General features: G+C 33.4%; 11 protein-coding genes. All 11 read left to right on the top strand.

Annotated features, from left to right (window positions below):
• Positions 1-11: 11 nt before the first annotated feature.
• The 11 genes from AC0L5U_RS13625 (at position 12) to AC0L5U_RS13575 (ending at position 14,207) form a co-directional block, all read left to right on the top strand.
• The gene (locus AC0L5U_RS13625) at positions 12-1,886 is read left to right on the top strand and encodes a CRTAC1 family protein (RefSeq protein WP_473416958.1); all 1,875 of its coding nucleotides are present in this window, start codon (positions 12-14) and stop codon (positions 1,884-1,886) included.
• Between the two features lie 41 nt (positions 1,887-1,927).
• Positions 1,928-3,496 (top strand): MFS transporter, encoded by a 1,569-nt coding sequence (locus AC0L5U_RS13620; protein WP_473416955.1) that lies wholly within the window; start codon positions 1,928-1,930, stop codon positions 3,494-3,496.
• Positions 3,497-3,537: 41 nt separating this feature from the next.
• The gene (locus tag AC0L5U_RS13615; protein WP_473416954.1) at positions 3,538-4,284 is read left to right on the top strand and encodes an HpcH/HpaI aldolase family protein; all 747 of its coding nucleotides are present in this window, start codon (positions 3,538-3,540) and stop codon (positions 4,282-4,284) included.
• Between the two features lie 12 nt (positions 4,285-4,296).
• On the top strand, positions 4,297-5,031 hold the full coding sequence (locus tag AC0L5U_RS13610; RefSeq protein WP_473416953.1) for a GntP family permease: 735 nt from the start codon (positions 4,297-4,299) through the stop codon (positions 5,029-5,031).
• Positions 5,010-5,633 carry a GntP family permease gene (locus tag AC0L5U_RS13605; RefSeq protein WP_473418294.1) on the top strand — a complete coding sequence of 208 codons (624 nt, stop codon included), beginning with the start codon at positions 5,010-5,012 and terminating at the stop codon, positions 5,631-5,633. The genes AC0L5U_RS13610 and AC0L5U_RS13605 overlap by 22 nt, the downstream gene beginning before the upstream one ends.
• Positions 5,634-5,689: 56 nt before the next feature.
• Positions 5,690-7,765, top strand: coding sequence for a glycoside hydrolase family 127 protein (locus tag AC0L5U_RS13600; RefSeq protein WP_473416952.1), 2,076 nt, complete (start codon positions 5,690-5,692; stop codon positions 7,763-7,765).
• Positions 7,766-7,878: 113 nt separating this feature from the next.
• A complete protein-coding gene (locus AC0L5U_RS13595; protein WP_473416951.1) occupies positions 7,879-9,525 on the top strand; it encodes a sulfatase in 1,647 nt (548 codons plus the stop codon).
• A 169-nt stretch (positions 9,526-9,694) separates the two neighbouring features.
• Positions 9,695-11,638, top strand: coding sequence for an FAD-dependent oxidoreductase (locus AC0L5U_RS13590; RefSeq protein ID WP_473416950.1), 1,944 nt, complete (start codon positions 9,695-9,697; stop codon positions 11,636-11,638).
• Positions 11,639-11,667: 29 nt separating this feature from the next.
• Entirely contained in the window at positions 11,668-12,768 is a 1,101-nt protein-coding gene (locus AC0L5U_RS13585) for a hypothetical protein (RefSeq protein ID WP_473416949.1), read from the top strand.
• A 15-nt stretch (positions 12,769-12,783) separates the two neighbouring features.
• Positions 12,784-13,599 (top strand): carbon starvation CstA family protein, encoded by an 816-nt coding sequence (locus tag AC0L5U_RS13580; RefSeq protein WP_473416948.1) that lies wholly within the window; start codon positions 12,784-12,786, stop codon positions 13,597-13,599.
• Entirely contained in the window at positions 13,596-14,207 is a 612-nt protein-coding gene (locus AC0L5U_RS13575) for a carbon starvation CstA family protein (RefSeq protein WP_473416947.1), read from the top strand. Before AC0L5U_RS13580 ends, AC0L5U_RS13575 begins: the two co-directional genes overlap by 4 nt.
• Positions 14,208-14,229 lie beyond the last annotated feature (22 nt).

The raw sequence follows: 14,229 nt of genomic DNA, 5'->3' as shown, positions 1-14,229 counted from the left end.
AACTAACGATAATGAATAATAAACCCTTTACACTTTTTTCTTTTGTATGTTTTAGCTTTTTATGCTTTAATATTACTGTTAATGCACAAATAGCCAAATCAAATGCATTTAAAGAAGTTTTTAAAGAATTTCCTAGGCAAGATAAAAACCTAAGAAAATGGGATGCTCCCGTAGTTGCTGATTTAGATAAAGATGGGTATTTAGATTTATTAATAAACGACCACGGTTTTGGTATTCAAGTATGTTGGAACAACAAAGGAAAATTTGCAAAACCTTATGATATTATCATGGGAGATTTACATGGTGTTTCTGTTGGAGATATAGATTTTGATGGTAATCTTGAAGTTATAATGTCCAGAGGTGGAGGCTCAGGCAGTAATGCTAGAAACTCTAAAATGTATCGTGTAGTTGGTAGAGATTTTATTCCAATGGGAGATTTCAAAGAACCATTGGCTTTAATGAGGGGTAGAACAGTTGATTTTATTGATATAGATAATGATGGAGATTTAGATTTATTAAATTTTGCATTTCCTGATGGAGCAAAAAAGGGTGCTACAGAGAATTATATTTATGAAAACAATGGAAATGGTGAGTTAATTTTAAATTCCACACTTCCAGCAAGTAAAGTTAATGGCCAAAAAGTTTTAGTAACAGATTTTAATGGTGACAATATTTTCGACATTGTTATGTATGGTCATGAGAATGTTATCATGTATCAAGGTGGTAAAGGTTTTACTTTTGAAGATGTTACAAAAAAGGTATTACCTCATGATATAGATGAGGTAACAGGGGTTGCCGAAATTGATTATGATAATGATGGCGATTTTGATTTGTATTTTACAAGAGGATTAGAATTTAAAATTGGAGAAACGTTTTATGATAAGGAAACTAAAACATTTGGTTTTTTTACTAAAAGAGGCGAATTAAAAATAGATGATTTAGAAGTTGGTGATATTTTGCAAATGGAAAATTTCCAATCGCAATGGCCAAATAATGATACGTATTATATTGGAGAAGCTTCTTACGATTATGAATTCCCTGGAGAAACACATTCTGGAAAAGACATAAAATTGGTTGTAAGTGACGCGCTAGGTTTTCCTGATAATGCAAATTACAAAGAAAAGAAAGGCTGGTATATTGGCTATATAGGAAATCAAAAATGGAGAATTTCAGGTTTTTTATGGGCACCTGCAACTGGAATAGTACACGGTGTAAAAAATTATCCAAAATACGATCATCCAGAAGGTCTTAAAGATGTATTATTAGAAAACAAAGGGAAAAAGTTCCATAATGCTTCTAAAAAGGCTAACATGTTGTTTGAAGAACATTCAATGGCAGCTACAATTGCTGATTTTGATAATAATGGGTTTCAAGATATTTTAGTTGTTCCTAGAGGAAATTTAGTGAATGGGCTTGAAACAATTGTTTATTTAAACAATGGAAATGCTACATTCAAAAGAATAAAAGGGCATAACATGATTTCAGCGGAATTAGGAGGTATAGGTATGGCAGTTGAAAGATTAGACTATAATAACGATGGTAAAGTAGATGTTGTTTTAGGTAACGAGCGCGGTAAATGGCATTTGTTTAAAAACACATTTGCATCAGCAAATAGTAATAATTATGTAGTTGTTAATATTGGTAATTCGCCATCAGGAAAAGCAACGGCTTTAGGCGCATTAGTAACATTATCGTCTGGTAAATTAAAACAAACCAGAAGAGTTGGTGCAACAGGAGCGCAATACTCACTAAGCTTTAATAACTTAGTACACTTCGGTTTGAGTGTAAATACTTCATCTGTAAAAGTAAAAGTCACTTGGACGAATGGAGAAACAGCTGAAAAAACAATTTCAACACTAAATAAAACCATAAAAATTGGGAAGTAACCCATCATAATATTAAAAACTAACTTAACACTAATAATAAAATGAACAAATACACAAAAAATGCGTTTTTATATTCTATCATAGTAGCTTTAGGGTCGTTTGTCTTTGGTTTAGATGCTGTATTAATTTCAGGGGGATTTAAATTTATCACACAAGAATTTAATTTAACGGCTTCACAAGTTGGTTTAATTGGTTCAGCTCCAGGTATTGGGGTTTTAATTGCATTACCACTAACTGCTTTTTTAGCCAATAAAATTGGAAGAAAACTTACACTTCAAATCATAGCATTATTTTATATTATTTCTGCAGTTGGTTCTGCTTTTGCTCCGTCATTTTTATCATTATTTTGGTTTAGGTTTTTAGGTGGATTAGCTTTTAGCTCTGTTACTTTAGCTTCTATGTATATTGGGGAAGTCGCGCCTGCAGAGCAAAGAGGTAAAATGGTTTCTATGCTACAAATAAATATGGGCGTTGGTTTTACTTCGGCCTATTTAATAAATTATTGGATTTTACAAAAAATGGGATCTGATGCGCAATGGGTATTAGATTTGAATTTAGCTGAAACCGGCTGGCGTTGGATGTTAGGCATAGAGATAGTTCCTGCTGTGCTGTGGTTTTTCTTATTGTTTTTAATTCCAAAAAGTCCAGCTTGGTTAATCTATAAAGGTAGAACTGATGAAGCAAAAAGATCGTTAGGAAAAGTATATCCAGAAGATAAAGTTGAGGTACAAGTTCAACAAATGATTGAGAGTGTAGAAAATTCAGAAGCCAAGGGTTCTTCAACAATTGGTCAATTAAAAGAGATTTTCAGTAGTAAAACAAGAATCGTACTAATTATAGCGTTAACACTAGCGGTAGTTCAGCAATTTACAGGTATGAACGCTGTTATGATTTATGCACCTACCATGTTTGAGCAGTTAGGTTTAGGGACAGATGCAGCATTTTCTAGCACCATTTGGATTGGTGTAATTGGTTTGGTAGCTACTTTGATATCATTATCTTTAATTGACAGATTCGGTCGTAGACCATTAGTACTTGGTGGCTTAATTTTAATTATTATAAGTATATCTACTGTTTCTTACGGCTTTAAACAAGCAACATACGAAGTAACTGAAGATGCTATGGTTAAAATGAAAGATATTCCAAATATAGAAAAGTTAAATGCAATAGTTGGGAAAGAATTTAATAGTGATATTGAATTTAAAAATTCTTTAGCTGAAATTCTAGGCGTAGAGTCTGCACGTGACAACTCGGGTGTAATTTTTAAGGAAACTGCAAACATGAATGCAATGTTAATATTACTGAGTATTTTAACTTTTATTGCAGCGTTTAATTTTTCAATAGGACCAATTATGTGGGTGCTACTTTCGGAGATTTTCCCAATTTCTAATCGTGGCGTAGCAATACCTTTATTTGCGTTGATTTCTAGTACAGTTAGTGCGTTAGTTCAATACTTATTTCCTTTGGAAATGGAACACTTTGGTGCAACCACAACTTTTATAATTTACGCAGGTATTGTACTTGTAGGTGTTATTATTTTATACAAATACCTTTTAGAGACTAAAGGACTTTCTTTAGAAGAGATACAAGAAAAACTTCAAAGAAAATAATAAAGATTTTATAGCTTAGCAGAAATAAAATAAGAAACTATATGAGTTTATTTGAAAATAAAGATTTTGTCGTAGGGCCGTTTATGAAAGTAAGTGATCCTGCTTTAGTGGAAGTTGCAGCCTTCGCTGGCTTCGATTTTGTAATTATAGATTTAGAGCATGGTCCTAATACTATCCAAACAGTACAAGGACATGTAAGAGCAGCACAAGCAAAAGGTATTACACCTGTAATTAGAGTGCCAGAAATCAACGAAAATATGATTTCTAAAGCATTGGATATTGGTGCAGATTACGTTCAAGTGCCACAAATTGAAACAGCGGCAGATGCAGAACGTGTTGTTAAAGCAGCTAAATTCTATCCTGAAGGCGCTAGAGGTGTTTGTAGATACGTTAGAGCTGCAGACTATGCATCAATGCCTAAAGAAAATTACTTTGGCAATGCTAATAAAACTACAGGTACAATTATTCACATTGAAGGAAATATTGCTTTTAATAACATTGATGAAATTCTAGCTGTGGATGGTATTGATGTTATTTTTATTGGGCCATATGATATGTCTCAATCTTGTGGGGTTCCCGGGCAGGTGAATCATCCAAAGGTTATTTCTCAAATGAAAGAAATAGTTGAGAAAGCCGCTCCTCTAGGTAAAGTAGTTGGAACTTTTGTTGAAAGTCCAGAATCTGCTAAACAATGGATAGATTTAGGTGTGAAATACATATCTTATGCAGTAGATGTTGGTATCTATTTTGATGCTTGTAAACGTATTGTTAACGAAGTAAATGGGTAGTATGTAAAATTTATGGTATTAAGCTTGTCTATACTGTTGTTCTTCCTTTTGTTATTGATATTTTCAATTTCAAAATGGAAAGTGCACCCTTTTATAGCTCTAATCCTGACAGCTTTAGCTTTATCTTTAGCATTAGGAATGGGTGGAGAGAAAAGTGTACAAGTTCTTTTAGAAGGCTTTAGTGGTACATTAAGAGGTATTGCCATAATTATTATTCTTGGGGCTTTCATTGGTGAAGTGCTTCAAGAAACAGGAGGTGCATTTCGAATAGCAAATCGTATTATAAAATGGCTTGGTGAAAAAAAGTTGCCTTGGGCAATGGGTTTTACAGGCTATGTGGTTTCTATTCCAGTTTTTGTAGATGTTGCTTATATTTTACTACAACCTGTTGTAGAATCACTTTCTGTAAAAAGTAAACGTCCTGTATTATTTATTGGTTTATCCTTAACAGCAGGACTTACGGTTGCCCATACATTAATTCCACCAACTCCCGGTCCATTAGCAGTTGCAGAATCCCTTGGTTTAGACATAGGAAGAATGCTTTCTGTCAATTTAATAGTAGCTGTTTTTGCGATGACTGGTGGTATTTTATGGGTGTTATATTTTGTAAAAAACACATGGCTTGAATATGATGAAAAACTAAAGGAGTCAATAACAGATTCAAAAAACAGCTTTGATAACGAGACAAATTTTCAAAAAGGAATTTATTTTATGATGTTTTACCAATACTTGCCCCTATTGTTTTAATTGGATTAGGATCTTTTTTGTCTTTCGAAACCAAAAATTTACTTATTCAAGTTTTTAATTTTTGTACAATTCCTTTAGTTGCAGTTCTAATAGGTGCTGTTATAGCAGTATTTCAAATTAAATCAAAAGATAAAAAAAGCACTACTAATAGATTGGTAGAACAAGCAATAGTAAAATCAGCTTTAGTTATTATGATAACTGGTGCAGGAGGCTCTTTAGGTTATGTTATTCGTGAAACAGGAATCCAAGATCAAATAGTCGAAGTATTTGCACAGTTTCCATTTTTAGGGATTTTATTACCGTTTATTGTAGCGGCCATATTAACAACGTCAACAGGGTCAATTACTGTATCTTTGGTAGGAAGCGCATCCATGTTAGGTCCTATGGTAGATAGCTTACCTGTCTCTCCAGCAATCGTAGCCGCACTAATAGGTTGCGGTTCATTTTGTGTGTTTCATGCCAATTCTAGTTTCTTCTGGTTGCTTAATCGACTGCATGATGTACCTCCAAAAATATTGTACCGTACGTTTACAGCACAATCATTAGTCATGGGATTATCAGGCTTGATAGGCGTATTTATTTTGATGTTATTTGGATTTTAATGATTGATTTTTATTAATTTAATCCATTCGAACACTACTAACCCTTATTTTTAATTATGAAAAGATTAATAGTTACTATCTGTTGTTTTTCTTTATTTCTGTCATGCATTAGTATTCAAGGTCAAAAACGAAGTGCAGTTGTTGAGAAATCTGATGTAAAAAAAATTGAAATAGACGGAAGAGGAGTTATAAATAACACCAATAGTCCTAATGTAAAACTAAAAAGTATTGATATAGGCGATTGCAGATGGACGGATGGCTTTTGGGGAAATAAATGGAAAGAAGCAGAACAGGTAATGATTCCCCATATGGGTGCCATTTTAAAAGGAGATATTGGTCATGCTTACAACAATTTTAAAATAGCAGCAGGCTTAAAGGGAGGAACACATAAAGGGTTTACGTGGCATGACGGCGATTTTTATAAATGGATGGAAGCATCAGTTTATTTATATGGTGTTAATAAAGATGAAAAAATTATTGAGGATTTAGATGAAATAATTAAAGTCATTGCAAAAGCACAACAGCCTGATGGTTATTTATCTACGCCTATAATTATCAGGGACGATTTAGAACCTTTCTCAAACAGAAGAAATCATGAGCTTTACAACAGCGGACATTTATTAACTAGTGCCATCATCCATCATCGTGTTACAGGCAAAACAAATTTCTTGGAAATTGCCATTAAACATGCCAATATGTTGTATAGATTGTTTCAGCCACAGCCAGAACATTTGAAACGATTTGGATTCAATCAAACCCAAATTATGGGCTTAGTTGAGCTTTATAGAACTACCAAAGACAAAAGGTATTTAGAACTTGCCGAGATATTTATAAATATGCGAGGTAAAACTAAGATGTCTGAGGATTCAACAACTAGAGGTTATCCAATTGGAGATATGGTACAAGAACGTGTTGCATTACGAAAAGAAACCGAAGCTGTTGGGCATGCAGTTTTAGCGTTGTATTATTATGCAGGTGCTGCGGATGTTTATGCAGAAACTGGAGAACAAGCATTAATTGATGCTTTAGATAGACTTTGGGATAATATTGTAAACAAAAAAATGTATGTAACTGGTGCTTTGGGGCAAACACATTACGGACGTTCTTCAAGAAAGGATAAAATTGAAGAGGGGTTTATGGCTGAATACCAAATGCCAAATTTAACCGCCTATAATGAAACCTGTGCTAATATATGCAACTCTATGTTCAACAACAGAATGCTCGGTATAAAAGGCGAAGGGAAATATGGAGATGTTATGGAATTGGTGCTCTATAATAGTGGGCTTTCGGGAATAAGCTTAGATGGGAAAAACTACTATTACTCAAATCCATTGAGAAAGATTGAAGGTGCTTTAAATTATGATAAAATGAATGTGGAATTCCCACAACGTCAACCTTATTTAAATTGCTTTTGCTGCCCGCCAAATTTGGTAAGAACCATTGCAAAATCGCCAGCTTGGGCTTACAGTAAATCAAAAAACGGTATTTCTGTAAATCTTTACGGTGGAAATTTATTAGCAACTACCTTATTAGATGGTTCAAAAATTAAATTGAAACAAGAGTCAAATTATCCGTGGGAAGGACAGGTTAAAATAGCTATTGAAGACTGTAAAAAAGACCCTTTTGAAATTTTATTACGTATTCCTGCTTGGGCAAAAGGAACAAAAGTTACCGTAAACAATAAGCTTATTGAAAATGTTGAAGCAGGTAATTTTGCTGTTATTTTTCGCCAATGGAAAAAGGGAGACGTTATTTTAATAGATTTTCCAATGGAAATTAAGTTTGTAGAGGGGCATCCAAGAATTGAAGAAATTAGAAATCAGGTAGCAATAAAAAGAGGCCCCGTTGTATATTGTCTAGAATCTGTAGACTTGCCTAAAGATGCTAATATTTTTGATGCTTATTTATCTTCAGGAGAAGAACTAAAAGCTACCTATAAACCAAATCTTTTGGGTGGAGTTACAGCTATAGAAGGCGAAGTACTTATTAGAAAGGATGATTTAAAAGGGATGTACAATGAAGTTCAAAAGCCTAACCTTGAATCTTATCAAACACAGTTTGTTCCCTATTTTACTTGGAGTAATCGAGGCGATAAGGAAATGACAGTTTTTTTACCAATTATTTGGGAATGATTGTTTGTCATATAAAACGGGTAAATTCGATATATTATTTGGTATAATTGATTAATAATAAAACCTTTTTATTTCTCAAATTGACAACACAATAATTAAAAAATTATAAACTAATGAAGCCATATTATTTTCTATTTGCTGCACTTATTGTATTTGGATGCAAAAACGCAGAAAAACCAAAAGAAGAAAAGAAAAAACCAAACATCTTATTTCTTGCAGTCGACGATTTACGTCCAGAACTTGGAGCGTACGGCTCAGAAATTGCCATTACTCCAAATATAGATGCCTTAGCATCTAATGGCTTGTTATTCAATAGAGCGTATTGTCAAGAACCTATATGTAGCCCTTCAAGAGCAAGTTTAATGACAGGTGCGCGGCCAGAAAGTATTAATGTTGTAGAGAACTTTACTTATTTCAGAGATGCTAATCCAGAAATTATAACAGTAGCTCAACATTTTAAAAATAACGGTTATGAAACAGTACATACTGGTAAAATATTTCATAAGCCAGCATGGTCTGATATGGAAAATTCTTGGAGTAGAAAGCCTGCCCAGAATAAAATGACCGTTAAGAAAAGTAAAGCTCCAGGTGGATATGCGCTACCAGAGAATCAAGCTTTTTCAAAAAAGGCTACAGAAGAGGTAATTGCTAAATATGGACCTAACGCACCCAGAAATGGCTTAGGAAAAGGGCCAGCTTATGAAAAAGCAGATGTTCCAGATACGTTTTATGAGGATGGATACAATGCAGAGTTAGCTATAGTGACTCTTAAAGATATGTTGGAGAAAAACCCAGAGAAACCTTTCTTTTTGGGTATGGGGATGAAAAAACCTCATTTAAACTGGTTAGCACCAAAAAAATATTGGGACATGTACGATCCTGCAAAAATTAAATTAGCTGCTCAAACAGAATCCCCAGAAAACGCTGCAACAATGGGTTTACATCCTTCTTTTGAATTACGTGCAAGATATGGTATTCCAAAAAAGGGTCCAATTGATGATGAAATGGCAATAATATTGAAACACGCCTACTTGGCATGTGTTAGTTACATAGATGCGCAAATTGGTAAAATGATTCACGCATTAGAAGAAGCAGGTGTTAGAGAGAATACAATAATAATACTTTGGAGTGATCACGGATGGCATCTAGGAGATATGGGTATTTGGGGTAAAGCTACCAATTATGAAATTGCAACTCGAGTACCATTAATGATATGGACACCAGATATGCCAAAAGCAAATAGAGGAAAAAAGACAGATGCACTAGTAGAGTTAGTTGATATGTATCCAACTTTATGTGAGTTGGCTGGAATAAGTCAGCCAGAACATTTAGAAGGAGCTAGTTTTGTGCCTTTACTTGAAAATCCAGAGAAACCATGGAAAAAAGCAGCATTTAGTCAATTTCCAAACCCAGCATTGAGAGAATGGGCTGCTAATCCTTTATCACAAGGGATGCGTGAAACTTTTTTCGGACCATTAATAGAAGAACAAGAAGCTAAAATAAAAGCACAGCTAGGAGATAAATGGGACAGGGATTTATTTGAGAATAATGTAATGGGATATGCAATGCGAACAGATAAATACAGAATCATTATTTGGAAGGATTATAAGAACCCTGAAAAAGAACCTCTTTTTGTAGAATTATATGATCATGTAAACGACCCTACAGAAACTAAAAACGTTGCAGATAGTAACCCTGAAATTGTTAAAGAATTAATAGTACAGTTTAATAAAGGTTGGAAAGGGAATTTACCTAAGTAGTAGCGTTGATTAATATTTTGATGATGCTATGCTAATGGAATATGGTAATATAAATTGTTTGAAATTCATACTATACCTAAAGTTTTTTACTGAGCAATACATGAAATGAATTAAAAAGCTCAAACAACACATTTGTAAATATTAACTTCACTAAATAAGTCGAACAAATATGGAAAGAAGAAAATTTTTAAGAAATGTTACAGGGGCTGCAATCACAACTGCTGTATTGCCATTAGCATCATGTAAATCTATTGATGGCGATTTAACTGAAATAAAAATAAGCAATAACGCTGCTACTGATGGAGCCAATTGGCATCAACTAGGTACTGGCAAAAAAGTAAAGACACCATTAAGACAAAAAACAGCAACTTACGATGTTGTTGTTATTGGTGCTGGTATGGCTGGAATTCCTGCAGCTGTGGCATCTGCAAGAAATGGAGCAAAAACAGTTTTAATAAATGACAGGCCTTGCTTAGGAGGAAATGCATCAAGCGAAATACGAGTAACAGTAAATGGCGTTGCCCATCTTAAACCAGATGGAAAACCTGAACGTGAAACAGGTATTGTTGAAGAGTTACTAATAGAAAATAGGGTAAAAAACGCTCAGGAATCTTATCCAGTTTGGGATCATATTGTTTATGATTTTGTTACGCGTGAACCTAACTTAACAGTCATGCTAAATACACAAGCTATTGATGCTGAAGTGAAAGACAATAAAATTGTTTCTGCTACATGTTGGCAATTAACAACTGAAACAGAATTCACTATAAAAGCGCCTATTTTTATAGACTGTTCGGGAGACGGGATGATGGCTTCAAAAGCTGGCGCATTATATAGAACAGGCCGTGAAGGTAAAGCCGAATTTAATGAAACATTTGCTCCTGATAAACCTGATGGTTGGCAAATGGGAGCCTCTATTTTAATGCAAGCAAAAGATATGGGCAGACCAATGCCGTATGAGCCACCTGCTTTCGTAATAAAATATGATAAGGAAAAAGCACACGATAGAAAAATAAAACAATTCATTGACGGATTCTGGTGGGTAGAGCTAGGAAGTGACTATGATATTGTTGATGTTCAGGAATTTAACAGGCATAAATTATTAGGTTATCTTCATGGAGTTTGGGATTACATCAAGAATTCAGGAGATTTTCCAGATTCAGAAAATTTTGCTTTGGATTGGGTAGGCTCATTACCTGGTAGAAGAGAATCAAGGCGTTTTATTGGCGATTATATCTTGTCTGAACGTGATTTAGTAGAACACAAAAATTTTGAAGATGCCATTGGTTTTGGCGGCTGGTCATTAGACGAACATAACCCAGGAGGTATCGAAAATTTGAGTGACAGACCTAGTTTTTTTCATCATAAATTTAAAGAGATTTATCAAGTTCCGTTTAGGAGTTTATATTCTGTAAATATTGAAAATTTGATGTTTGCAGGACGTAATGCCAGTTTAACACATATAGCTTTATCTTCAACCAGAATACAAGGCACATGTGCACTTATGGGGCAAGCAGTAGGTACAGCGGCAACAATATGCCTTAATAAAAATATTTCACCTCGAGAGGTAGCAGAAAAGCACATTTCGGAGCTACAAGAACAGTTAATGCGTGATGATGTTTATATCCCTAAAAAAGTTGCAAAAGACCCAAAAGATTTAGCTAGAAAGGCCAATCTTATTTTTGCATCATCCACAAAATCTGGAGATGTTAATAATTTAATTAATGGTATTTCTAGAGATATTGGTGGTAAAATAAACCATTGGTGTTCAGAAGGTTTAGATTCAAACGTGCAATTTGAATGGAAAAATCCAATAACTCTATCGCAAGTTGAAGTTAAATGTGATACTAATTTAAAAGTAAATATTATGATGCGTAAACAACCTTCTAAAAGGTATCATACTACAGCAATTCCTCCAGAATTATTAAAATCGCTTGATGTTGAAGCACGTATAAATGGAGATTGGATAAAACTTGATAAAAAGGAAAAAAACATTACTCGTTTAATTAAATTTAATTTTGACCAGATTAAAACAACCGCCATTCGTATTAACCTTAAAGACACTTATGGCACAAAAGATGTTAAACTCTTTGAAGTAAGATGTTATGCTTAACAAATGATATATTTTTTGAGGACATATTTGTGGGTGATTATTCCGGTTTTTTTATAAATAAATTAATACCGAATCAAGAATTATTTAAAACAATATCCCATGAGGTTGTTATTAATCATCCAGGAGAAAAAGAACCTGTAAAATCAATTTTAGAAGAAATTCAGGATAAAAATGGACTTCCTATTCAATATACCATGAATGTTTATTCGGTAATATGTTTAGAAGAAGTTTGTAAAATTATTCCTGTAAAATTGTTTTGGAATAATATTGGAGTTTATCAGAAATACGAATTAGCAGAAGGAGATACTTTAGAAAAATATGAAGCTGATCTATTTGAAACCCAAGATTACATAAAACTTCAAAACATATTATCTGATGAAAATTCCCCTTTCAAAGAAGTTTATATTGATGAAATTCTTACAGTACCTGATGAACATGGTAACGATGATGTTGATGCTGTTTCTGGAGCAACAGCATTAGAGCTAGATGAAAAAGATACTGTGCCTGGAGCGGCATTAACTTGTTACACTATATGGCATTGGGCAAATGGCGATGTGGTTTCAAAAATTAAAAATCAAACAGGAAAGTCTGTTTCAACTAAACAACTTCAAGAGTTTGTTTTAAATGATAACAACACCTATTTCCAAATAGCATTAAACGAATTTCAAAATAGAAATGAATTTTCAAAACCTGTTATTGATACTATTATTAAAAAATTAATAGAAGACCATACTGTTATAAGACCAGCTTTTAACTACCTAAAGTATGTTTCACAAGAGCTTTATCTTTATTCTATAAATAGAATCTTTTTTGAAGGTAAAAAAGAACAAAAATTAGCTGCTATTCAATCTTTAAGACAAAGTTCTCATGATATTCCAAAGGATTACTTAGATAAGTTTAGTTCTGAATTGAATATATTAAACTCTTTTCAAGAAGTTTCACTTTTTTTAGGTTTAATGGAAGATAAGAATGTTAACTCAAAAATTGTTATTGATAATACTTTGAAATTACTAGATGCCGATTTTCTAATTGCACGCCGTTCGTATTGGTTTTTAAAAAATCAAGAATTAAGTGTCGAACAAACTAAGCAACTTCATTCTTTTTACGAAAAACACAAAAGTAGACTCTAATTTCTTAACCAAACTATGATAAGTTTTATAATCTGTGTTGTAATTTTAATCCTTGGATATTTTATTTACGGTAATTACATAGAACGAAAATTTGGAGCTGATATAGATAGAATAACACCTGCTATATCTAAAGAAGATGGTGTTGATTTTGTTCCATTACCATTGAGTAAAATCTTCTTAATCCAATTTTTAAACATTGCAGGTTTAGGTCCAATATTTGGAGCTATTGCAGGCGCATTATGGGGTCCAATTGCTTTTTTATGGATTGTTTTTGGATCTATATTCGCAGGTGCAGTTCATGATTATTTTTCGGGCATGTTGTCCATTAGGCATGGTGGTGATAGTATCCCAGAAATTGTTGGCCAATATCTTGGTACAGGTATTAAATATTTTATGCGTATTTTTTCAGTAGTCTTACTTGTTTTAGTAGGCGTGGTTTTCGTAAAAGGACCTGCCACTATTTTGCATGAACTTACTGGTATGGGGACTTCTATTCTTGTCATTATCATATTTGTATATTATTTATTGGCAACTATGATTCCTATTGACAAATTGATTGGTAAGGTATATCCTCTTTTTGGAGCCTCTCTTTTGATTATGGCTATAGGCTTATTTTTTGCATTACTTTTTCAAGATTATACAATTCCTGAATTATCAGTTCAAAATTTACAGAATATGCATTCTGATCCAGATAATTATCCAGTATTTCCATTACTATTTATAACTATTGCTTGTGGTGCTATTTCAGGATTTCATTCTACGCAATCTCCGTTAATGGCTAGATGTATTTCCAACGAAAAGCAAGGAAAAAAGTATTTTTTGGAGCAATGATTACTGAAGGTATTGTGGCGCTAATATGGGCTGCAATTGCCATGGCTTTTTTTGGAGGCGTAAAAGAACTTGGAGCTACAATGGCTGAAGAAGGACACAATGCCGCTTGGGTAGTTAATATTATTTGTAATACCACATTAGGTAAAATCGGCGGTATTTTGGCTGTTTTCGGAGTTGTAGCAGCACCAATTACTTCAGGAGATACAGCATTTAGAAGTGCTAGACTTATTATTGCAGATGCATTTGATTTTGATCAAGCAAAATTGCTGAAACGTTTTATTATTACCATTCCAATTTTTGTTATTGCATTAACAATAACTCAAATAGATTTTGCTATTGTATGGCGCTATTTTGGGTGGTCGAACCAAATGTTAGCTACTGTCGTGTTATGGGCAATTGCTGTATATGTAAAACAACAAAGTAAATCGTATTGGTTTATTTTAATTCCTTCTGTGTTTATGACAGCTGTTGTAACGACTTATATATTAGTAGCACCTGAAGGTTTTAAGTTAAATTACACATTATCATTGTCTATTGGAGTTATTGTAGCTATAATACTTTCAGTTTGGTTTGTGTTTTCAAAACCTACAATAGTTAGAAAAAAATAAGTTATTCGTTAGGTTTTGTAGT

The organism is Jejuia sp. G7-7, from assembly GCF_055808955.1.
The sequence above is the reverse complement of the archived record's forward strand: the minus strand, read 5'-3'. Positions and strand labels throughout refer to the sequence as shown.

Excerpts from the sequence above, each read along its gene's own strand:
- AC0L5U_RS13625 (WP_473416958.1), top strand. The coding sequence starts at position 12 with ATGAATAATAAACCCTTTACACTTTTTTCTTTTGTATGTTTTAGCTTT.
- AC0L5U_RS13580 (WP_473416948.1), top strand. The coding sequence starts at position 12,784 with ATGATAAGTTTTATAATCTGTGTTGTAATTTTAATCCTTGGATATTTT.
- AC0L5U_RS13595 (WP_473416951.1), top strand. The coding sequence starts at position 7,879 with ATGAAGCCATATTATTTTCTATTTGCTGCACTTATTGTATTTGGATGC.
- AC0L5U_RS13620 (WP_473416955.1), top strand. The coding sequence starts at position 1,928 with ATGAACAAATACACAAAAAATGCGTTTTTATATTCTATCATAGTAGCT.
- AC0L5U_RS13615 (WP_473416954.1), top strand. The coding sequence starts at position 3,538 with ATGAGTTTATTTGAAAATAAAGATTTTGTCGTAGGGCCGTTTATGAAA.
- AC0L5U_RS13610 (WP_473416953.1), top strand. The coding sequence starts at position 4,297 with ATGGTATTAAGCTTGTCTATACTGTTGTTCTTCCTTTTGTTATTGATA.
- AC0L5U_RS13575 (WP_473416947.1), top strand. The coding sequence starts at position 13,596 with ATGATTACTGAAGGTATTGTGGCGCTAATATGGGCTGCAATTGCCATG.
- AC0L5U_RS13600 (WP_473416952.1), top strand. The coding sequence starts at position 5,690 with ATGAAAAGATTAATAGTTACTATCTGTTGTTTTTCTTTATTTCTGTCA.
- AC0L5U_RS13590 (WP_473416950.1), top strand. The coding sequence starts at position 9,695 with ATGGAAAGAAGAAAATTTTTAAGAAATGTTACAGGGGCTGCAATCACA.